The following is a 21,051-nucleotide window of genomic DNA, read 5'->3' as shown; positions in this document are numbered from 1 at the left end:
CAGTCAAGGCCTAAACCCAAAATTCCCAGACAATTGGCAGTGTCCACGGCAGCTGGAATCGCGGTGCGCGGGAAACAAGGAGTAATGCGGCGCATGTGCAATTCCGCACGTGGGCAACTTCCGGTCCGAGCACGACTCGCTGCTCAATGCGGCGCATGTGCAATGCCGCACGCCGCGCGGCCCCGAAATCCGTTCCGGGCTGCGGCATGAGTGCAAGTTCGCTGCAGGTTGGACGGCAGGGGAAGTCCGTCCGTGTATTAATGAGTGCCCGATCACGCCGACCGGCTAGGATTGAGCCGACAGCGAGGTCGACTTATATCCGCTCGAAGCTCAAAAAAGGAGCAATACGTGGCACTTATTGAAGCCATTCACGCACGCGAAATTTTGGATTCCCGGGGAAACCCGACCGTTGAGGTCGAGGTTTTGCTGGCCGACGGTTCCGTAGGCCGCGCAGGTGTGCCCTCCGGTGCATCGACCGGCGCCTTTGAGGCCGTTGAACGCCGCGACGGCGACAAGGCCCGCTATCAGGGCAAGGGTGTGCTGCAGGCCGTCGAGGCCGTGTTGGATGCAATCGCCCCGGAAATTGAGGGCATCGACGCCACCGAACAGCGCCTGATCGATTCCATGATGATCGAACTGGACGGTACGCCCAACAAGGGCAAGCTCGGCGCCAACGCCATCCTCGGCGTCTCCTTGGCCGTGGCCAGCGCCGCCGCCGTATCCGCGGACCTCCCGCTGTACCGCTACCTGGGCGGCCCCAACGCGCACGTCCTGCCGGTACCGCTGATGAACATCCTCAACGGCGGCTCGCACGCCGACTCCGACGTCGACATCCAGGAATTCATGGTTGTTCCGCTCGGTGCCTCCACCTTCTCCGAAGGCCTGCGCTGGGGCGTTGAGGTTTACCACAACCTCAAGGCCGTCCTGCAGGAAAAGGGCCTTTCCACCGGCCTGGGCGACGAGGGCGGCTTCGCGCCGAACCTGCCATCCAACCGTGCCGCCCTGGACTTGATCCTGGAAGCCATCAAGCGCGCCGGCTACGAGGCCGGCAAGGACGTTGCCCTGGCCCTGGACGTTGCCTCCTCCGAGTTCTTCAAGGACGGCACGTACCAGTTCGAGGGCAAGTCCCTCTCCGCCGCCGAGATGAGCGCCTACTACGAAGAGCTGGTCCGAGACTACCCGCTGGTCTCCATCGAGGATCCCCTGGATGAGGACGACTGGGAGGGCTGGAAGACCCTGACCGAGGCCATCGGCGACAAGGTCCAGATTGTTGGTGACGACCTCTTCGTCACCAACCCGGAGCGCCTGGCCCGCGGCATCGAGTCCAAGACGGCAAACTCCCTGCTGGTGAAGGTAAACCAGATCGGTTCGCTGACCGAGACCCTGGACGCCGTGTCCATGGCCCAGCGCGCCGGCTACACCACCATCACCTCGCACCGCTCCGGCGAAACCGAGGACACCACCATCGCCGACATCGCCGTGGCCACCAACGCCGGGCAGATCAAGACGGGTGCCCCGGCACGCTCCGAGCGCGTTGCCAAGTACAACCAGCTGCTGCGGATCGAAGAAGACCTCGAGGATGCGGCACGTTACGCAGGCCGCGGCGCATTCCCCCGTTTCAAGGCATAAACGGCGCGTCCTTGACTGCTGTTGGGCCGGCGGTTGGCTAAGGTGGACTACACACCCAGCCAGCCACCGGCCCTTCGGCATTAAGCCCCGGAGACCGCGGGAGAAGTATCAGGAGAACCATGGCAACGCGTCGTCCCAAAGTGCCCAGTGCACAGTTCAGTGCCGGGGCGAAGAAAGTTCCTGTTGATTCAGGCACGACGCCGGACCCCGCTGAAGGCGCGCACCGCACCACTCCTGGCGCGCGCGGGACATCGACGGCCCGAGGTGCCGCGGCGGGCGGCCGCCGGACAGTGGCGGACTCCCGCGCCGAAACCAGCGCGAAGGGCTCCCGCGGGCGCCTGCGCCATGGCGAAGACAGCGACGAAAACGACGGCGGCAAGCCCATTCCTGCCCGGTCGTTTAACGGCCGGCTCCTGGTTCTTGGCCTGGCCATGGCCGCCGTCACGGTGGCACTGGCCCCCAACATTCACACCTTCATGGAACAACGCGCCGAGATTTCAACCCTGAAGCAGGACATCGCGGTGCAATCGGCGCAGCAGAGTGCTTTCCAATCTGAACTGGCCCGCTGGGACGACCCCGCGTACGTTCAGCAGCAGGCCCGGGACAGGGTGAGCATGCTGATGCCGGGGGAGACCGGCTACTGGGTGTACGGTGCAAGTCCGGCCGGCCCGTCAAATACCGCAGCCGGCACGTCGGGAGCGGCGAAGGCAGCGGCCGGGGAATCGGCTAAGAAGGCCACGACGGTCACCACCGAGCCCTGGGTCGACAGCCTGTGGCAGGCGGTGGAAAAGTCCGCTGCGGTGAAGCCGGCGGCACCCGCCACGCCGAAGCCCAAGACAACCACAAAATAGGTCACAGGGAACCAAAAAATGGGTCCGGGCGCGCATCGTGGACAGCTGCAAGGGCCTCCGGCACCGCCTGCATAATCAGGCCCAGGGAATTTCCTGCCCGCCCGCACGCTAAAATGGTGTGTTGAACAGGACTGCCTCACGGCCGTGCCCCACCACCGCACCGCCCCTCCGCCCGGGGATGCGGTGGGACATAGGTACAACAAAGACTTGTAAGGAAGGACGCCGGTGCCCGCATCAGCAACCACCGCCGAAGGCGCGCGAGTGCCCACCCAGCACGATCTGGACACGCTGAGCCGCCAACTCAACCGCCCCGTCCGCGACGTCGTTGAAATCCCTGCCCGCTGCGTGTGCGGCAATCCACTCGTGGCAGCCACCGCGCCGCGGCTGGGCAACGGCATCCCGTTTCCCACCACTTTTTACCTGACGCACCCGGTGCTCACAGCAGCGGCGTCGCGCCTGGAAGCTTCCGGCCTGATGACCGAGATGACGGACCGCCTGGCCGTGGATGCGGAATTGGCCGCCGGCTACCAGCGGGCCCACGAGTCGTACATTGCGGCTCGCACGGCCATCGGTGAGCGGGCCGGCACCGGACCCGTGCCGGAGATCAACGGCATCTCCGCCGGCGGCATGCCCACACGGGTGAAGTGCCTGCACGTACTGGTCGGCCACGCCTTGGCTGCCGGCCCCGGCGTCAATCCGCTCGGGGACGAGGCCCTGGCCGCCCTGGCACAGTGGTGGACGGCGGATGCGTGCCAGTGCGAAGGCGCCTGGGACGATCAGGCACCGGTGCCCATCAAGGACCTCAGCCGGCACGTCAAGCACCTCAACGCCCTGGCAGCCGAAGAAACGCAGGCCCAAGCAGTGCAGCCCGACGTGGCGCCGGCTGCGGCAGCCAAGCAGGATGGCGCCGAAGCCGCCGCCGCTGACGCCGCCGCCGACGTCGCCCGCACCGACCGGGCCGGCTAAAGCCCGCCACGACAGTTGCACCCCGGCGGGTGTCTCCACGGCCATTGAATTCCATACGCAAACAGCCCCCTACCAGTGACGAGAAAAGGTCCGGTTCATTTTATGCGCGTAGCCGCCATTGACTGCGGAACAAACTCCATCCGCCTGCTCATCGCCGATGTCACCACTGCCGCCGACGGCAGCGTGATGCTGACCGACGTCCACCGGGAAATGCGCGTGGTTCGGCTGGGGCAGGGCGTTGACGCGACAGGCATGCTGGCCCCGGAAGCACTGGAGCGCACGTTTGCCGCGGCCCAGGACTACGCGGAGACGATCCGAGGCTGCGCCGTCGGGGGCAGGGCCGTGGAGCGGGTCCGGTTTGTTGCCACCAGCGCCACGCGCGACGCCGGGAACCGGGCCGAGTTCGTTGTGGGAATCAAGGCCCGCCTGGGCGTGGAACCGGAAGTCGTCTCCGGTGCGGAGGAGGCAGCTCTGTCCTTTGCCGGCGCCACCAGCGTGCTCCCGGCCCTGGGCGGCGAACTGGTCCTGGTGGTGGACCTGGGTGGCGGCAGCACCGAATTTGTCGTCGGAAATGCCGCCGGCGTGCAGGCCGCCGTGAGTACGGACATGGGCTGCGTGCGCTTCACCGAACGCTACTTGAAGAGTGACCCGCCCACGAAGGCGGAAATTGCCGCAGCCGAGGCCGCCATCGAAGCCAAGCTTGACGACGTTTTGGCCGAGGTCCCGCTGGGCAGTGTCACCAAGGTGGTGGGGGTGGCCGGCACCATTACCACCATCACGGCGCAGGCCCTCGGGCTGGCGAGCTACGAGCGGGAGGCGATTCATGCCGCCGTCGTACCTTTGGGCAGCATTGACAAGGCGGCGGGGGACCTGCTCGCCATGACCCGGGCGGAGCGGGCCGATCTGGGCTTCATGCACCCGGGCCGCGTGGATGTGATCGGCGCGGGCTCGCTGATTTGGCGCACCGTGTTGCGCAGGCTTGCCGTGCTGACACACGGGCGGCTGGAATCGGCAACCACCAGCGAACACGATATTCTGGACGGAATCGCCCTGGGCGCCGCGGGGGGACCCAACTGATCCTGCGCGCCCCTCGACGGAAACGAGCCTCCATGCCGTTAGTGACACGGCCGCCCAAACCACGGCTGCGCAGCATCGGCGCCGCCGCACTCGCGCTTGCCATGGCCGCATCGATGGCGCTGGCCGGGGCACCTGCGGCCTCCGCCGACGAGATCCGCAACAGGGAATATTGGCTGGACGCCTCCGGCATCACCAAGGCCTGGGACATCTCGCAGGGCGAAGGCGTCAAGGTCGCCGTCATTGACAGCGGCATCGACGCCAGCCACATCGACCTCAAGGGCGCCATTGCCGGCGGCGCGGACATGTCCGGCTCCGGAAACTCCAAGGGCACCAAGGGCGTGGGCGCCGAGCCCGAGCACGGCACCCTGGTGGCCACCATGCTGGCCGGCCGCGGGCACGCGGACGCCTCGGCCTCCGCCAAGAAGGGCGCGACGGCGTCCCCGGCCCCCAAAGTGGGCGCCGGTCCGGACGGGGTCATCGGGGTGGCGCCGAAGGCTGAACTCCTCAGCGTTTCCGTCTGGCTGGGCAGCGACAACCCGTCCGGGAAGAACATTGACGACCAGATACCAGCCGCGGTGAAGTGGTCCGTGGACCACGGCGCCAAGGTCATCAACATGTCCCTGGGCAGCTCTTCCACGGCCTGGCCGCAAAGCTGGGACGACGCCTTTGCCTACGCCGAGGCCAAAGACGTGGTGATTGTGGCCGCCGCCGGAAACCGCAAGACCGGCAGCGAACAAGTGGGAGCCCCTGCCACCATCCCCGGCGTGCTGGCCGTGGGCGGGCTGGACAAGGACGGCACCGCGAGCGTGGATTCGTCCTCGCAGGGGATCAGCATTGGCGTCAGCGCACCGGCCGAGGACCTGGCCGGCGGCCTGCCCGGCGGCGGCTACGCCCGGTGGAGCGGTACCAGCGGCGCGGCCCCGATCGTCTCCGGGGTGGCTGCGCTGATCCGGGCCAAGTATCCGGACATGTCCGCTGCGCAGGTGGTCAACCGCATCATCTCCACCGCGAAGCCCAAGGGCGCGGGCACACCCAATGCCATCTACGGCTACGGGATTCTCGACGCCCAAGCCGCCCTGACCGCCGACGTCCCCCTGGTCAAGGTCAACCCGCTGGGCAGCATCGCCGACTGGATCCGCGTCCACCGCCGCGGCCAGGTGGTCCCGCCCAAGGGTGCCGGCGGTTCCACCGTGACCACCTCGCCCATGCCCAAGACGACGCTGGCGGACCGGGCGGCCCCCAAGCCGTTGGCGGCCGCCGAGCTCACCAGCGGCGAGCCTGCCGTCATCGTGCTCGGGTTCCTGGTGCTGCTGGTGGTCGTCCTGGCAGCAGGCGGCACACACCTGCTGCTGGCCCGGCGCCGCTTGGCGGCGCCCGACGGCTCGGGCTCCGGTTCCAGCTCCGGCTCGGGCGGTTCCGGTTCCGGCGGCAGCGGCCCGGAGTCGGGCTCCGGTGGTTCGAATTCCGGCGGCAGCCCTGGCTCCGGTTCCGGCTCCGGGAGTTTGGGTTCCGGTGGCAGCGGCGCGGGTGGCGCTGCGGCCAAGGACGTCGCCGCACCCGGCCACAGGCACTGACCCACCCGGCGCTGGCACTGACCCAACCGGCCGGTGGGCCGCCATGCTCCGGAACCCCCGCCGGGCCGCACCGGGGAGGCCAGGCCGCAGAACACGCCTCGAACCAGGCCGGAATCACCGGTGGGGTGCCCGCCCAGGCCGGGGTCCGGCGTCGTGCTTCCACGGGTGGAACCAAGGGTGGAACAAACCCAGAAGGGAAGTGTTAAGTCTGCCTGTAACGCGTTAGTGAATGTTTTCACAAAGAGTTGTATCATGGAGGCATGGCACTCATTCCCACACTTTCGAATCGGCCGCGCGTACTTGTTGTAGGCGGCGGCTACGTTGGCCTCTACACGGCGTTCAACCTGCAGAAGAAGATCGCAAAGTCCGGGGGCATCGTCACCCTTGTTGATCCCCTGCCCTACATGACGTACCAGCCGTTCCTGCCCGAAGTGGCCGGTGGCAACATCGAGGCGCGCCACGCGGTGGTTTCCTACCGCAGGCACCTGAAGGAGACCGAGCTGATCCAGGGCTCCGTCACCAGCATTGACCACGGAAACCGCACGGCCGTCATTGCACCGGCCGACGGCGGGGACAACTTTGAACTGACCTACCACGACGTCGTTGTGGCCGCAGGTGCCATCACGCGCACCTTCCCCATCAAGGGCCTGGCCGAGACCGGCATCGGCCTGAAGACCATCGAGGAAGCCGTTGCGCTGCGCAACCAGGTGCTCAGCCTGATCGAAGAGGCCTCCACTGAGACCGACCCGGCCAAGCGCAAGCGCGCCCTGACCTTCGTGGTTGTCGGCGGCGGCTTTGCCGGCATCGAGACCATCGCGGAACTTGAGGACATGGCCCGCGACGCCGTCAAGCTCAACCACCGCGTTGACCAGTCCGAACTGCGCTTTGTCCTCGTTGAAGCCATGGGCCGCATCATGCCCGAGGTGACCGAATCCCAGGCCCTCTGGGTTGTCGAGCACCTGCGCAGCCGCGGCGTCGAGGTCCTGCTGAACACCTCGCTGGACAATGCCGAGAACAAGAACATCAAGCTCATCAACCTGCCGGACAAGAGCGTTGCCCAGGAATTCGACGCCGAGACCCTCATCTGGACCGCAGGCGTCATGGCGAACCCGATGGTGCGCTCCACCGACTTCCCGATCGAGCCCCGCGGCCGCGTGTCGGTTAACGTGAACCTGCAGGTCAGCGGTGAGTTCGGCGTCATTGAGAACGCCTGGGCTGCCGGCGACGTGGCGGCTGTTCCGGATGTCACCGGCGGCCTGCCCGATGGCACCTGTGTCCCCAATGCCCAGCATGCGCTGCGCCAGTCCAAGCGGCTGGCCAAGAACCTTTGGGCCAGCCGCTTCAACAAGCCGCTGAAGGGCTACAAGCACAAGAACCTCGGCGCCGTGGCCGGCTTCGGCCAGTGGAAGGGCGTTGCCAAGATCATGGGCATCCAGCTCAAGGGCGCCCCGGCCTGGTTGGCGCACCGCGGCTACCACGGCTTGGCGATGCCCACCATGGAGCGCAAGATCCGCGTCCTCACGGACTGGTTCGTCACCATGATCACCGGCCGCGACCTGGCCCAGCTGGAAAACCTCCAGGCACCTCGCAGCACGTTTGTGTCCGCAGCAACCCCGAAGCCGAAGCCCGCCGCTGCGGCTCCGGCGGAACCCGCAAAGGCCGCAGAGCCGGCCAAGGCTGAATCCAAGGAAAAGGCCGCTGCTTCCAAGTAGTCAGCACTCCCTGCCTCCTCCGACGGCGGCCCTCCCCACTTGTGGGAGGGCCGCCGCCGTCGGCGGTTAATTGTTGATTGCCTCGTGGTGCTGATTGAAAAGACAGCAGATGCGGGTGTTGGCCGGTGGTGCTGATTGAAAAGACAGCAGATGCGGGTGTTGGCCGGTGGTGCTGATTGAAAAGACAGCAGATGCGGGTGTTGGCCGGTGGTGCTGATTGAAAAGACAGCAGATGCGGGTGTTGGCCGGTGGTGCTGATTGAAAAGACAGCAGATGCGGGTGTTGGCCGGTGGTGCTGATTGAAAAGACAGCAGATGCGGGTGTTGGGGCCCCACACCCGCATCTGCTGTATCTTCAATCGTGACAAAGTGCCATAACCCGCATCAGCTGTATCTTCAATCGGCAGGCTCGACCTCCGGGGCCCGGCAGGCTCGACCTCCGGGGCCCCGCAGGCTCGACAGCCGGGGCCCCGCAGGCTCGACGTCTGGTTTAGTGTTCGGGCCCCATTGCGCGGAATAGACTTGCGTGATGATCCTTCGACGTGAGCAGGCCCCGGACAGGCCGGAAATCCTTGCCCTCATCGAGGCTGCCTTTCCGGAATCCGTGGAGGCCAGGCTGCTCCGTGAGCTGTTTGCCTCCCGCGAGTATCTGCCGGAGTTGTCCATCGTGGCGGAATCCGCCGACGCCGAGATCCTGGGCCACGTGATCAGCACGCGCGGTTGGATTGGCGATACCCCGGCCGTGGGACTGGGGCCCATCGGCGTGCTGCCGGCCCGGCAGCGCCAAGGCATCGGCGCCGCGCTCATGCATGCCTCGATCGATGCGGCCCGGGCCCAGGGGGAACCAGCCATCGTGCTGCTCGGCAGCACCGACTACTACCCGCGCTTCGGCTTTGTGCCGGCCGACTCGGTGGGGATTGCCTCCCCGGACCCGTCATGGGGATCGCACTTTATGGCGCTGCCGCTGTCCGGCTTCCACTCCGGCATCCGCGGGCACTTTCGTTACGCGGCGCCGTTCAGCAAGCTGTGACTGTTGGCTGTGGACCGCCAAAGTCCAGTATTGTTAACGCGGCAAGCGTCCCCGCGCCGCTTCCCGCCCCAGTAGCCCAATGGCAGAGGCATCAGACTTAAAATCTGCAAAGTGTCGGTTCGAGTCCGACCTGGGGTACCGGCAAAGCTCCGCCACGGTCCGGGCGGCTGCGTGTGGGTGGCCCGGACAGCTGCAGGGAACCAAACTTGGCGGCCATTCGTCCTTTGTTGGTAGGATTGAAATATTATCTACCCCCAATTTGGAGGAATCAACACCATGGCGCTTGGTGGAAACCCGGTCTTTGCCAACAACAAAAACTTCAAGGACAGCCCCGCCGTCCGGCGCGGCTACCTGAGCGGCGGGGCCGACACCATGGCCGCGCAGGGCACCCTTTCCGCCGGGCAGCTTCAGGAGCTGTACAGCAAGCCGTCCGCCAATGCACAGCAGACCGGCCGCATGACGTATGACGACGTCATCATGAAGACCGTGGGCACGCTCGCCATGGTCCTGGCAGGTGCCGCGCTCGGCTGGATCTTCCCGGTCCTCATGTGGCCCGGCGTGATCATCGGCCTCGTTCTGGGCTTGGTCAACTCCTTCAAGAAGCAGCCGTCGCCGGCGTTGATCCTTTGCTATGCCGCGTTTGAAGGCATGTTCCTAGGCGGCATCTCCAAGCTCCTTGAAGGCATGTACCCCGGCATCGTGGTCCAGGCCGTCATCGGGACACTGAGCGTGTTCGCCGTGACCCTGGTCCTGTTCCGCAACGCCAAGGTCCGCGCCACGCCGAAGATGACACGTTTCTTCATGATCGCACTTGGCGGGTATGCACTGTTCTCGTTGATCAACCTGGGTCTGATGATGTTCGGTGCCACCAGCAACCCGTGGGGCCTGCGCGGCATGGACATCCCCGGCACGAGCATTCCCTTTGGCTTCGTCCTGGGCCTGCTGGCGATCGGCCTGGCCGCGTTCTCGCTAATCGTGGACTTCACCTCCATTGAAAAGGGCGTCCAAAACGGGCTGCCCGCCAAGTACTCTTGGACGGCCGCCTTTGGCCTGACAGTGACGCTCGTATGGCTCTACGTGGAGATCCTGCGCCTGCTGGCCATTCTCCGCGGCAACGACTAGACCCGCGAACAGGCAACAACAGCTCCACCGCCCGCCCTGCAACTGCATAACCAACTGCATCACGGACGTAACTTTCGGATAGTTTGCCTTCCGGATTAGTCTGCCGCCGCGCCACGACAGAAAGTAATCCATGAACGTCTCCCCGCTTATTTGGGGCATTACCATTGTTGTCATTCTCGCCCTGCTGGCCTTTGACTACTTCTTCCACATCCGCAAGGCACACGTGCCCACGCTGCGCGAGGCCGCCATCTGGTCCTCCATCTATGTGGGGCTCGCCGTCGTTTTCGGCATCGTTGTTTTCGTCTTCGGCGGATCCACCATGGGTGGGGAATACTTTGCCGGTTACATCACCGAAAAGGCCCTCAGCGTTGACAACCTCTTTGTCTTCCTGGTCATCATGGCCAGCTTCAAGGTTCCCCGCGAAGACCAGCAGAAAGTGTTGCTCTTCGGCATCGTCTTTGCCCTGATCGCCCGCACCGGCTTCATTTTCGCCGGCGCCGCGCTCATCAACACCTGGTCCTGGATGTTCTACATCTTCGGCATCATCCTCCTGGTCACGGCAGGGAACCTGCTCAAGGAGGAGGACAGCGAGGGCGATGATGCGGATAATTTCATCATCAAGCTGGCAAAGCGCTTCCTGCACACCTCCGAGCACTACGACGGCGACAAGCTGTTCACGGTGGTCAACGGCAAGAAGGCCCTGACGCCCATGCTGCTGGTCATGGTGGCCATTGGCGGCACCGACCTGCTCTTCGCCCTAGACTCGATTCCGGCGATCTTTGGGCTCACCCAAAATGTTTACATCGTCTTTACCGCCACCGCGTTCTCCCTGATGGGCCTGCGCCAGCTGTACTTCCTCCTTGACGGCCTGCTGGATCGGTTGATCTACCTGTCCTACGGCCTGGCCGCCATCCTTGCCTTCATTGGCGTCAAGCTGGTGCTGCACGCCCTGCACGAGAACAACCTGCCGTTCATCAACGGCGGCGAGCACATCAACGTGGTTGAGATCAGCACCGGGCTGTCGCTGACCGTGATCATCGGCGTCCTGGCCATCACCGTCCTTGCCTCCCTGGTGAGCAAGTCCGGCAAGGCCCAGACGGCGCTCAACAATGCCCGGCGCCATGCCGAAAACTATCTGGACCTGGGGTACACGGCTGATCAAGGCGAGCGTGAACGGATCTACGGCATGCTCATGGAAGAGGAACAGCAGATCCAGGGCATGACAGAAAAGCACCGGAACAAGCACAAGGACGCCGGGGAAATTCGCGAGCAGCTTGCGCTGGCGCACCGGCGGCACGAGGAGTACCTGGGCCGGTAGCCGGCGGCCCACCCTTCTTCTGAAAAAAAGTAAGACGCACTAGTTGCTGATTCCGCAAGGTTTTTCAGCAGCTAGTGCGTCTTACTTTTTTCAGAAGAACGACGGCGTATCCGCCCTCCCGTCAACCGACCCGGCGGGCGCCCTGCGCGGGCGAGACGGCGAAGATGTCCGGGGCCGTGAAGCCGGCGCCGGCAAAGGCGCGTACGACGGCGTCGCGCACCTTGGCCTCTTCGGCCACCGGGATGAGCGCAATGGCCGAGCCGCCGAAGCCGCCTCCGGTCATTCGCGCCCCCAGTGCGCCGTTGGCCAGCGCAGTGTCCACGGCGAGGTCCAGTTCGGGGCAGGAGATTTCAAAGTCGTCGCGCATGGAGGCATGGCTGGCGGTGAGGAGCGCGCCAATGGCGGAGGGCCCGGCGTCGGCCAGGACGGCCACCGTGTCCAGGACGCGCCGGTCCTCGGTGACAATGTGCCGCACGCGGCGAAAGGTCTCGGAGTCCAGCAGGCCGGCAGCCTCCGGCAGTTCAGCCTCGGTGACGTCGCGCAGCGCCTGCACGCCCAGCACCTCAGCGCCCAGCTCGCAGGACGCGCGGCGTGCGGCATATCCGCCGGTGGCGTGCGCATGCGAGACCTTCGTGTCCACCACCAGGACCACCAGTCCCTCGGCGGCCAGGTCCAGCGGCACCGGCTTGGATTCCTGGGTGCGGCAGTCCAGGAAGACGGCGTGGCCGTCAGTGGACAGCAGCGAGGCCGACTGGTCCAGGATGCCCGTGGGCGCCCCGACCACCTCATTCTCGGCCCGCTGGCCCACCAGCACCAGCTCGTTGGCAGTCAGCCCGGCGCCGCACAAGTCGTTGAAGGCCGACGCCACGGCGCACTCTATGGCTGCCGAGGAGGACAAGCCCGCGCCTGTTGGCACCGTGGAGTGCAGGAACAGGTCGAAGCCGCCGATTTCCACGCCCATCTGGCGCAGCACCCACACCACGCCCAGGGGATAGGCCGTCCAGCCGCGCATGGTGCCGTGGGACAGCGTGGTGAGGTCAACGGCAACCACGCCCTGGTCGCCGTAGCTGGAGAACAGCCGGGCGGTTTTGTCGTCGCGGAGGCGGACGGCCACTGCGGCGGAGCGGTCAATGGCAAACGGGAGCACAAAGCCTTCGTTGTAATCCGTGTGCTCGCCAATGAGGTTGACGCGTCCGGGTGCGGTCCAGACACCGTCCGGCGCCGCTCCGAAGATGTCCGTAAACCGTGCGGAAACCTCTTCGGGACTCAGTGCCCCGGGAGCCGGGCCGGCGGGAGCCGCGGGTTGGGTCGTTGTTGTTTCGGGTGCCGGGAATTCAGGCTGCCGGGGTTCGGTCATGAGATGGCGGCTTTCTGCGCGGATGCGGTGGCAGCTGTGGCGGCGGGCCGGGGTTCGGCCGAGGTTGCCCGCAGCACGGCAGCGGTCTGTTCCGGGGTGGTGTCGTTAATGAAGGCGCCCATGGCGGCCTCTGAGCCGGCCAGGAACTTCAGCTTGTCGGCAGCCCTGCGCGGGGAGGTCAGCTCCAGGTGGAAGCGACCGGCGGGGCGCAGCAGGGAATCCAGCGGTGCCTGATGCCAGGCAGAAATGTAAGGGGTGGGCGTGCCGTACAGGTTGTCCAGGCGGCGCAGGACGTCCAGGTACATGGCAGCGAGCTCGTCGCGTTCGGCATCGTTGAGCGCAGCGAAGTCCGGCACATGCCGGTGTGGGGTGATGTGGATTTCCAGCGGCATGTGCGCGGCAAAGGGCACATAGGCACTAAAGTACTCGCCCTGGGCGATCATCCGCTCGCCCGATTCGGACTCCTGCGCCACAATGGTGCCCAGCAGGGTCTCGCGGCCGCCGCTGGCCTGGAGGTGGGACAAGGCCGCTGCGGCCATGACGGCGCTGCGCGGGGGAACATAGGAATAGGCGTAGATCTGACCGTGCGGGTGGTGCAGCGTCACGCCGATGTCCTGGCCGCGGTTTTCAAACGGGAATACCTGCTTGATGCCGGGCAACGCACTCAGCGCCTCAGTGCGGTGTGCCCACGCGTCAATGACGGTGCGGGCACGCTCAGTGGAAAGTCCGCCAAAGGATCCCGTGTGTTCCGGAGTGAAGGCCACCACTTCGCAACGGCCAAAGGCGCGTCCTTTGGTGCCCCACGTCGGGTTTTCCGGCACCAGGCCCACGGCGGGCCCCAGCGAGGGAAAGCGGTTTTCAAACACTGCCACGTCATAGCCGGAGTCTGGAATTTCCGAGAGATTGGCGCCGGTGGTCGGGCACAGCGGGCACTGGTCCGCCGGGGGCAGGTAGGTGCGGGTCTGGCGGTGGGCGGCGATGGCCACCCAGTCGCCGGTCAGCGCGTCAAAGCGCAGCTCGCCGGTGTTGTCCCCGCTCCGGGGGTCCAGCGGACGGGTGTCCACGGCCGTGTGGCTGTGGGCGGTGGCGCCGTCGTCGAAGTAGATCAGCTCGCGGCCGTCGGCCAGGCGGGTGCTTGTGGGAATGGTCATGAGGACTTCCTGGTCGAATTCCTGGCGGGCCCGGGCCTGGGGTCGGCGGCGGGTGCCACCGTGAACGTGGGCACGCGGGAGGCGAACATTTCGCGCGTGGCCGCACTGGCGCCGTCGTCCGTGATGAGCGTGTCCACGGCGGAGAGCGGGGCAATGGTGGCCAGCGAACGGACCTGGAACTTGGTGCTGTCGGCGAGGACCACCAGGCGTCCGGTTGATTCGATGAAGGCGGCGTTGGTCTCCGCCTCCAACTGGTTGGGGCTGGTCAGCCCGCGTTCGGCATCAAGGCCGTGCACGCCCATGAAGCAGAGGTCGGTGTTCAGGCTGTGCAGGGCCAGGCGCGCCACCGGTCCCACCAGGGCCTCCGACGGCGTGCGTTCCCCGCCGGTGACAATGACCGTGCAGGAGGAATTGCCCTGCTGGCGGTACAGCAGCTCGGCGACCTTCAGCGAGTTGGTGACCACCGTCAGCTCCCGCAGCTGTTCAAGGACGGCGGCCAGGTGAACGGCCAGCTGGTAGGTGGTGGTGCCGCCCGTCAGGGCCAGGGTCATGCCCGGCTTGATCAGCTTCAGGGCCGCGCCGGCGATGGCCAGTTTCGCGTCAAGTTCCTTGTCAGCGTTGAGCAGGAAGCCCGGTTCCAGGGCGCTGAGCCGGGCCAGCCGCATGGCGCCCCCGTGGATCTTGCGGGCCAGCCCGTTCGCATCCAGCGCCTCGATGTCGCGCCGGATGGTCATCTCGCTGACGTTCAGGGTGGCGGCAATATCCGCCACCCGCACCGCCTCATGGAGTTGGAGCTCCTTCAGGATGCGCGCCTGGCGTTCCGGTGCCAACATGGAAGACCCCTGCCCTCTGGCCTCGGCAATGGCGAGGACGTAAAAAACAATACTTTCAAACAAAATCTTACATTATTTGCGCCGCTCCGGCGACAATGCCAGCCGGATGTAGCGGTTTTGCCGCACGGCAGCCTGTAACGTTGGCCTATGACTAACCCCACAGCCCGTGCGGCATCCGGTCCGCAGTTCACACTGCGCCGCAACGATGCCACGGCCGTCATTGCCTCGCTGGCTGCCGGCCTGCGCCACTACGACCGCTCGGGCGTGGCGTTGGTGGAAGGCTACGGTGCCGGCGAGACCGCCCCGGGAGCCGCCGGCATCACGCTGGCACCCTTTGCCAACCGTGTGGAGGGCGGCCGGTGGGAGCTGGACGGCAAGGCCCAGCAGCTGGACATCACCGAGGTCCCGCGCAACAACGCCATCCACGGCCTGCTGCGCAACACCGGCTATGCCGCGCTGGAATCATCGGAGCACCACGTTTTGCTGGAAGCCGTCATCTACCCGCAGCACGGCTACCCGTTCCTGGCCCGACACCAGGTACGCTACGGGCTCACCGCCGACGGCGCCCTGAGGGTTGCCCAAACCCTCATCAACGATTCCCCAAAGCCGGCACCCTTTGTGCTGGGCGCGCACCCGTACTTCCGGCTGGGAGACACCCCCGCCGAACAGCTCACCGTCACGGTGCATGCCGGGAGCTACCTCGCCGCCAACGACCGCATGATCCCCACTGACACCTTGCCGGTGGAGGGGATATACGACCTCCGGCGCGGACGCCTGCTGCCCGAGGTCCAGATGGACACGGCATTCACCGCACTCGGGTTTGGCGGCACCGCCGCGGACGACGGCGTTGCCCGCCAGACGCTTTCGGCCCCCGACGGGCGCAGCGTGAGCTTGTGGCACGACCGTTCCGTCAGCTTCGTGCACGTGTTCATCACCTCGGATTTTCCGGGGCGGCCACTGGCCGTCGCCCTGGAGCCAATGACGGGTCCGGCGAATGCCTTCAACTCCGGCGACGGCCTCAAATGGCTGGCGCCGGGGGAGCGGTTCACCATGAACTGGGGCGTCGACTCGGAGCTGTAGGGCGTCCGCGCCGCGCCTGTCGTGGACCTCGTTTTACGTATTTTTGCCGCATGGGGAATTATTGGTCTATGACGCCAATGCAGCAGCAACCAGAGCGCCCCTTTCAGGCTGGGCAGTCCGTGGTCCCGTTCGGCATGCAGGTGGCTGGCGCGTGGGCCTGGCGGGTCGGCCTGGTCCTGGTGGTCTCGGCGATGCTGTTGTGGCTGCTGGCCCAGGTGAGCGTGCTGGTCATCCCGCTCATGGTGGCGGCTCTTTTTGGTGCGTTGCTGCGGCCCGTGGTCAACAAGCTGCGCGCGATTGGCCTGCCTCAATGGCTGGCCGTTGGCGGCACGCTGGTGGGCCTGATCGTGGTGGTGTTTGGTGGGCTGTTCCTGGTGGGACGCCAGATGATCTCCGGCATTGCGGATCTGAGCAGGCAGGCCGTCACAGGCCTGATCCAGATTCAGGATTGGCTGACGTCAGGCCCGTTGGGCCTGAGCAACGACCAGATCGACAAATACCTGCACGAGGCCCTCGACGCCCTGCAAAACAACAGCAGCGCCATCCTCTCCAGTGCGCTGGGCATCGGCACTGGCTTTGGCCATTTTGCCATCGGGCTCCTGCTGACGGTGTTCATTTTGATCTTCTTCCTCCTTGAAGGGGAGAACATCTGGGCCTTCATGGTCCGCTTCTTTCCCCGCCGTGCCCGCCCCGCGATCGATGGCGCCGGTCTCCGCGGCTGGCTGTCGCTGGGCAACTACGTGCGCGTGCAGATCCTGGTTGCCGCCGTGGACGCCGTGGGCATTGGCGCCGGCGCCGCCATCATCCAGGTTCCGCTGGCCCTGCCGCTGGGCGTTCTGGTCTTCGTGGGGTCGTTCATCCCCGTGGTCGGTGCGCTTGTCACGGGAGCCGTGGCCGTGCTGCTGGCCCTGGTCGCCAACGGCTGGGTGAACGCCCTGATCATGTTGGGCATTGTCCTGCTCGTCCAGCAGCTGGAGAGCCACCTGCTCCAACCGTTCATCATGGGCCGGGCGGTGTCCCTGCACCCCGTCGCCGTCATCCTGGCCGTGGCCGCGGGCTCCTCCATCGCAGGGATCCTTGGTGCCTTGTTCGCGGTGCCGCTGCTGGCCGTTGCCAATTCCTTCATCCGCTACATTGCCGGACGCGGCTGGGACAACGATCCCAACCTTCCCGACATATACGGCCTGCCGCATGATCCACCGGCAGGCACGACGCCGGATGGCCCCCTTGCGCCGGGGCCGGACGCGCCGGGGCCGGACGCGGCTCCGGTACCAGGGGGGACGCGCGCCCGGGCCATGCAGGAAGGTGCGGCCGACGGCGCAACGGAAGGGACGGCGTCGTCCGGACCTGCTGTGGCCACGCAGCCATAGGCCGGCTGCCACAATTTTTCCCCGCAACAACGAAGAAAGAGAACAGTATCGTGAACGCAAGCAGCGAGTTGCCCGTAACCCTTGCCGATGTTGAAGCCGCACGGGAGCTGCTGAAGGAAATTATTGCTCTCACCCCCATTGAAAGTTCCCGGGCGCTGGGCAGGATGACGGGCTCGGAAGTGTTCCTCAAGTGCGAGAACCTGCAGCGGGCCGGCTCGTTCAAGGTGCGCGGGGCGTATGTGCGCATGGCGCGGCTGTCGCCCGAGGAGCGCGCCCGCGGCGTGGTGGCGGCCTCGGCAGGCAACCATGCGCAGGGCGTGGCCGTCGCCGCGAAGGCGCTGGGCATCAAGGCCCGCATCTACATGCCCGTGGGCGTGGCGCTGCCCAAGCTGGCGGCCACCCGCGGCCACGGCGCGGAAGTGGTGCTGCACGGCTACAACGTGGACGAGTCGCTGGCCGAGGCCGAACGCTTCGCCAATGAATCCGGCGCGGTGTTTGTGCACCCTTTCAACAACGTGGACGTCGTCTCGGGCCAGGGCACCATCGGCCTGGAGATCCTGGAGCAGGTGCCCAACGTGGACACCATCATCATGGGTGTTGGCGGCGGCGGCCTGCTTGCCGGGGTGGCCGTGGCCGTGAAGGCCCGTGCCAAGGAGCTGGGCCGGGAGATCCGGGTCATCGGCGTGCAGGCGGAAAATGCGGCCGCCTACCCTCCTTCCCTGGCCGCCGATGCCCTGGTGCCGCTTAAGAGGGTCTCCACCATGGCCGACGGCATCGCCGTGGGCCGTCCGGGCCAGCTGCCGTTTTCCATCATCCGCGAACTGGTCGACGACGTCATCACCGTCAGCGAGGATTCGCTGGCCCGTGCCCTGATCTTCCTGCTGGAACGGGCCAAGATGGTGGTGGAGCCGGCCGGTGCCGTGGGCGTTGCGGCGCTCATGGAAGGCAAGATTGAGAACCCCGGCACCACGGCCGTGATCCTCTCCGGCGGAAACATCGACCCCATGCTCATGCTCAAGGTCATCCAGCGGGGCTTGGCAGCGGCAGGACGCTTCATGACGGTGCGCATGATGCTCAACGACCGGCCCGGTTCGCTGGCCACGATCTCGCGCATCATCGCCGAGAACGACGCCAATGTCACCGGCGTGGACCACACCCGCGTGGGCGGCTCCATCTCGATGGGCGATGTGTCCATCACCGTCAATCTGGAAACCAAGGGGCACGAACACTGCGAGCTGGTTCTGACGGCCCTGCGGGCGGAGGGCTTCCAGCCGATCGTGGTCCACTAAAAGGGCTCTTTAAGCAACTGTGTCGCAGTTGTTGCTGGAGTTCCGTGGAATTCCAGCAACAACTGCGACACAGTTGGTGAAGAGGTCAGCTCTGGTACGGCTTGGCGGAGAGAATCTCGACGTCGATTGTCTTGCCATTTGGTGCAACGTAGCTGAGCTTGTCGCCAATCTTGTGGCCCATGATGGCCTTGCCCAGGGGGGAGCGTTCACTGAAGACCTCCATGTCCCCGGCGCCCACTTCACGGCTGCCGAGAAGGAAGGTCGTATTGTCGCCGGCGATCGTGGCGCCAACCACCATGCCCTGTTCCACAATGCCGTCGTCGGCGGGGGCCTCGCCCACATGGGCGCTGCGAAGGAGCTCGCTCAGCTGGCGGATGCGGGCCTCGATCTTGCCCTGCTCGTCCTTGGCGGCATGGTAGCCGCCGTTCTCCTTCAGGTCGCCCTCGGAGCGGGCCTGCTCGATCTTGCTGACGATTTCTGCACGGCCGGGCCCGGAAAGCTGAGTCAGCTCTGTCTGGAGACGGTCAAAGGCTTCCTGGGTCAGCCAGGCAGCGGACGCACTGTTAATGGTAGGCACGGAGTTCTCCTCGAAGGTACATAAAAGCAAAGACCCCGCCAACGGTGGTTCCAATGGTGATCCACAGCTGGTGTGCCCATCGGGCGACGGTCACCATCCATGCGCGGAAAACCACGGTAGTCCAAGCGGGGTGAAGATAATAATGACAAGTTTAGTCAATAAGACGGATAAACCCAAGAATCGGGTGTTTGCGTGTTACGGCTGCCGCACAATCCAGCAATCTTCGACGACGCCGGTCACCGCGAGGGAGTCCGTCCGCACCTCGCCGCGCACCGTCGTCGTCCGTCCGGAATCGACGCCGGCGCCCGTGCCGTTGGGACCGATGGTGATCACGTTATAGCCCACCACGGCGTAGGAGGAGTTCAGCGCCTGCAGTGCGCACTTGGCGGTGGCGGCAGGGTCCTTGGTCACTGCCACGTCCACCGTGGACAGTGTGGGATCGACCACATTGTAGCTGATCAGCTTGTTCGAGATCCCCGTGTTGTTGCCCACAGTGACCCACAAAATCCAGGTGACTGCCAGGACTCCCACCACGGCAAGGACAATTATCCTTCGCGTTTTGGACAGCGTCCGCTTGGGGGTGCCGTATCGATTGGCTACGCTGGTAGCTGCGGGAGATTCAGAATTTGTCACTGCATCCACTGGTGTCTTGATCCGCGGCTGGGCCGGGGGCTGGCCGCCCATGCATGGGCGTTAAGGACAGTATGAGTTTAGCGTTTATTCCTGCACACGTTTTTCGCCCACACTGCACTAAGAATCGAAGGTAGCCAACGTGACCATCAATGAGGGGCATACTGCCGAACCACTTCGCCTGTTGGCCGTGCATGCCCATCCCGATGACGAAGCCAGCAAGGGTGCGGCCACGATGGCTTCCTACGTGGCTGCCGGTGCCCGCGTCATGGTGGCCACGTGCACGGGCGGCGAACGCGGCGACATTCAAAACGCGGCCATGGTCGGGGACGCCCATTCCGCCCGCGACATGGCCGGTGCCCGGCGGCTCGAGATGGCCCGTGCTGCCAAGGTACTGGGCATCGAGCACCAGTGGCTGGGCTTCGCCGATTCGGGCCTGCCCGAGGGCGACCCCCTGCCGGCGCTGCCCGACAATTGCTTCGCGCTGAAGCCGCTGGAGATCGCTGCCGCCCCGTTGGTCCGCCTGATGCGCCGTTTCCGCCCGCACGTGGTCGTCTCCTATGACGAAAACGGCGGCTACCCGCACCCTGACCACATCATGGCGCACAAGGTGGCCGTGGAAGCCTTCCATGCAGCCGGGGACCCGGGGAAGTATCCGGGCACGGGGGAGGCGTGGGAGCCGCAAAAGCTGTACTACGACCTCGCGTTCAATCCCCAGCGTTTCCGCGCCCTGCACTTTGCCCTTCAGGAAGCAGGTCTGGCGTCGCCGTACGCGCAGCGTCTCGCGGCGTGGCTGGAGGCTGACACGGAAGGCCACACCCCTCCGGCGGGCAGCCACCCGACCACGACGCAGGTTGACTGCGGCGAGTTCTTTGAGAAGCGCGACGACGCCCTGCGTGCCCATGCCACGCAGGTGGACCCAGACGGCTTCTTCTTTGCCGTCAGCCCGGAGATGCAACGCAAGGTGTGGCCGTGGGAGGACTATTCGCTCATCGAATCCCGCGTTCCCACCTCCGTGCCCGAAAACGACCTGTTTGCTGGCCTACGATAGACAGTGGACGTTTCCCGCAGCGCGCCAAGCCTTCCGGGGATGAAACGAAAGACGAATTGTGCACTCATTGTTTTTGCTCGCCGCCACCACTCCTCCGCCAAGCCCGGCGGTGCCGACCCTGCGCGCGGGACTGACCGATGACCAGATCGGCCCGGGCTTCCTGGGCTTTCTGGCCATGGCATTCATTGTGGTGATCATGTTTTTCCTGATCCGCGACATGGTCAAGCGGATCCGCCGCGTCCGCTACCGCTCCCAGGTCCAGGAGGCTGCCATGGGCGGTTCCCATGGCCCGGACGCCGAATACCTGGCCATTCCCATCGTGAGGGACGACGCCGGCCGTTCCGCAAGTGCGACCGGCAGCGACACCTTGGAACAGCAGGACCCGGAAGCGCCGGAGCCGGACACCGACAAGAAATAAGGCAACAGCTAAGGGGC

General features: G+C 65.6%; 19 protein-coding genes and 1 tRNA gene. 15 read left to right on the top strand and 5 right to left on the bottom strand.

What is annotated here, in order from left to right; all coding sequences use genetic code 11:
* Positions 1 to 348 precede the first annotated feature (348 nt).
* The 10 genes from eno to CVV68_RS06425 all read left to right on the top strand — a co-directional run bounded on the left by eno (position 349) and on the right by CVV68_RS06425 (position 11,278).
* Positions 349 to 1,629 (top strand): phosphopyruvate hydratase, encoded by a 1,281-nt coding sequence (gene eno / locus CVV68_RS06475; RefSeq protein ID WP_110500187.1) that lies wholly within the window; start codon positions 349 to 351, stop codon positions 1,627 to 1,629.
* A 119-nt stretch (positions 1,630 to 1,748) separates the two neighbouring features.
* Positions 1,749 to 2,480: an FtsB family cell division protein gene (locus CVV68_RS06470; protein WP_110500186.1), complete on the top strand. Its 732-nt coding sequence runs from the start codon at positions 1,749 to 1,751 to the stop codon at positions 2,478 to 2,480.
* Between the two features lie 225 nt (positions 2,481 to 2,705).
* A complete protein-coding gene (locus CVV68_RS06465; protein WP_110500185.1) occupies positions 2,706 to 3,446 on the top strand; it encodes a DUF501 domain-containing protein in 741 nt (246 codons plus the stop codon).
* 102 nt (positions 3,447 to 3,548) lie between these two features.
* On the top strand, positions 3,549 to 4,523 hold the full coding sequence (locus CVV68_RS06460) for a Ppx/GppA phosphatase family protein (protein ID WP_110500184.1): 975 nt from the start codon (positions 3,549 to 3,551) through the stop codon (positions 4,521 to 4,523).
* Positions 4,524 to 4,555: 32 nt separating this feature from the next.
* A complete protein-coding gene (locus CVV68_RS06455; RefSeq protein WP_245933384.1) occupies positions 4,556 to 6,097 on the top strand; it encodes a S8 family peptidase in 1,542 nt (513 codons plus the stop codon).
* Between the two features lie 260 nt (positions 6,098 to 6,357).
* On the top strand, positions 6,358 to 7,809 hold the full coding sequence (locus tag CVV68_RS06445) for an NAD(P)/FAD-dependent oxidoreductase (protein WP_110500183.1): 1,452 nt from the start codon (positions 6,358 to 6,360) through the stop codon (positions 7,807 to 7,809).
* A gap of 528 nt (positions 7,810 to 8,337) precedes the next feature.
* Entirely contained in the window at positions 8,338 to 8,838 is a 501-nt protein-coding gene (locus CVV68_RS06440; protein WP_110500182.1) for a GNAT family N-acetyltransferase, read from the top strand.
* 65 nt (positions 8,839 to 8,903) lie between these two features.
* Positions 8,904 to 8,976: transfer RNA gene (locus CVV68_RS06435), tRNA-Leu, on the top strand.
* A gap of 138 nt (positions 8,977 to 9,114) precedes the next feature.
* The gene (locus tag CVV68_RS06430; RefSeq protein ID WP_110500181.1) at positions 9,115 to 9,960 is read left to right on the top strand and encodes a Bax inhibitor-1/YccA family protein; all 846 of its coding nucleotides are present in this window, start codon (positions 9,115 to 9,117) and stop codon (positions 9,958 to 9,960) included.
* A gap of 130 nt (positions 9,961 to 10,090) precedes the next feature.
* On the top strand, positions 10,091 to 11,278 hold the full coding sequence (locus tag CVV68_RS06425) for a TerC family protein (RefSeq protein ID WP_110500180.1): 1,188 nt from the start codon (positions 10,091 to 10,093) through the stop codon (positions 11,276 to 11,278).
* A 121-nt stretch (positions 11,279 to 11,399) separates the two neighbouring features.
* Here CVV68_RS06425 and galK read toward each other — a convergent pair whose 3' ends face one another.
* From galK to CVV68_RS06410, 3 genes are read right to left on the bottom strand one after another with little or no spacing between them, the layout of a single operon-like run.
* Complete coding sequence (gene galK / locus CVV68_RS06420; RefSeq protein WP_110500179.1) at positions 11,400 to 12,635, bottom strand: galactokinase; 1,236 nt, start codon at positions 12,633 to 12,635, stop codon at positions 11,400 to 11,402.
* Positions 12,632 to 13,786 (bottom strand): galactose-1-phosphate uridylyltransferase, encoded by a 1,155-nt coding sequence (galT, locus tag CVV68_RS06415; RefSeq protein ID WP_110500178.1) that lies wholly within the window; start codon positions 13,784 to 13,786, stop codon positions 12,632 to 12,634. The genes galK and galT overlap by 4 nt, the downstream gene beginning before the upstream one ends.
* On the bottom strand, positions 13,783 to 14,682 hold the full coding sequence (locus CVV68_RS06410) for a DeoR/GlpR family DNA-binding transcription regulator (RefSeq protein ID WP_146238839.1): 900 nt from the start codon (positions 14,680 to 14,682) through the stop codon (positions 13,783 to 13,785). The genes galT and CVV68_RS06410 overlap by 4 nt, the downstream gene beginning before the upstream one ends.
* An 84-nt stretch (positions 14,683 to 14,766) precedes the next feature.
* Between CVV68_RS06410 and CVV68_RS06405 the strand changes: the two genes are divergently transcribed.
* The 3 genes from CVV68_RS06405 to ilvA all read left to right on the top strand — a co-directional run bounded on the left by CVV68_RS06405 (position 14,767) and on the right by ilvA (position 18,358).
* On the top strand, positions 14,767 to 15,699 hold the full coding sequence (locus CVV68_RS06405; RefSeq protein ID WP_110500177.1) for an aldose 1-epimerase family protein: 933 nt from the start codon (positions 14,767 to 14,769) through the stop codon (positions 15,697 to 15,699).
* 68 nt (positions 15,700 to 15,767) lie between these two features.
* Positions 15,768 to 17,069: an AI-2E family transporter gene (locus tag CVV68_RS06400; RefSeq protein ID WP_110500176.1), complete on the top strand. Its 1,302-nt coding sequence runs from the start codon at positions 15,768 to 15,770 to the stop codon at positions 17,067 to 17,069.
* A 50-nt stretch (positions 17,070 to 17,119) separates the two neighbouring features.
* A complete protein-coding gene (gene ilvA / locus CVV68_RS06395; protein ID WP_110500175.1) occupies positions 17,120 to 18,358 on the top strand; it encodes a threonine ammonia-lyase in 1,239 nt (412 codons plus the stop codon).
* Between the two features lie 85 nt (positions 18,359 to 18,443).
* On the opposite strand, the gene greA is transcribed toward ilvA, so the two are convergent.
* Complete coding sequence (greA, locus tag CVV68_RS06390; protein WP_110500174.1) at positions 18,444 to 18,935, bottom strand: transcription elongation factor GreA; 492 nt, start codon at positions 18,933 to 18,935, stop codon at positions 18,444 to 18,446.
* Between the two features lie 195 nt (positions 18,936 to 19,130).
* Positions 19,131 to 19,568, bottom strand: a complete 438-nt coding sequence (locus CVV68_RS06385) for a DUF4307 domain-containing protein (protein ID WP_170133102.1) — start codon at positions 19,566 to 19,568, stop codon at positions 19,131 to 19,133.
* Between the two features lie 145 nt (positions 19,569 to 19,713).
* Between CVV68_RS06385 and mca the strand changes: the two genes are divergently transcribed.
* Together mca and CVV68_RS06375 are read left to right on the top strand one after the other, a co-directional pair.
* On the top strand, positions 19,714 to 20,616 hold the full coding sequence (gene mca / locus CVV68_RS06380) for a mycothiol conjugate amidase Mca (protein ID WP_438502615.1): 903 nt from the start codon (positions 19,714 to 19,716) through the stop codon (positions 20,614 to 20,616).
* 58 nt (positions 20,617 to 20,674) lie between these two features.
* Positions 20,675 to 21,034, top strand: a complete 360-nt coding sequence (locus CVV68_RS06375) for a hypothetical protein (protein WP_110500171.1) — start codon at positions 20,675 to 20,677, stop codon at positions 21,032 to 21,034.
* The last annotated feature ends 17 nt before the right edge of the window (positions 21,035 to 21,051 follow it).

The sequence above is a fragment of the Arthrobacter livingstonensis genome (assembly GCF_003219815.1).
Taxonomy (GTDB): domain Bacteria; phylum Actinomycetota; class Actinomycetes; order Actinomycetales; family Micrococcaceae; genus Specibacter; species Specibacter livingstonensis.
Note: the sequence above shows the minus strand (reverse complement) of the source record. Positions and strands in the feature narration are given on the sequence as shown.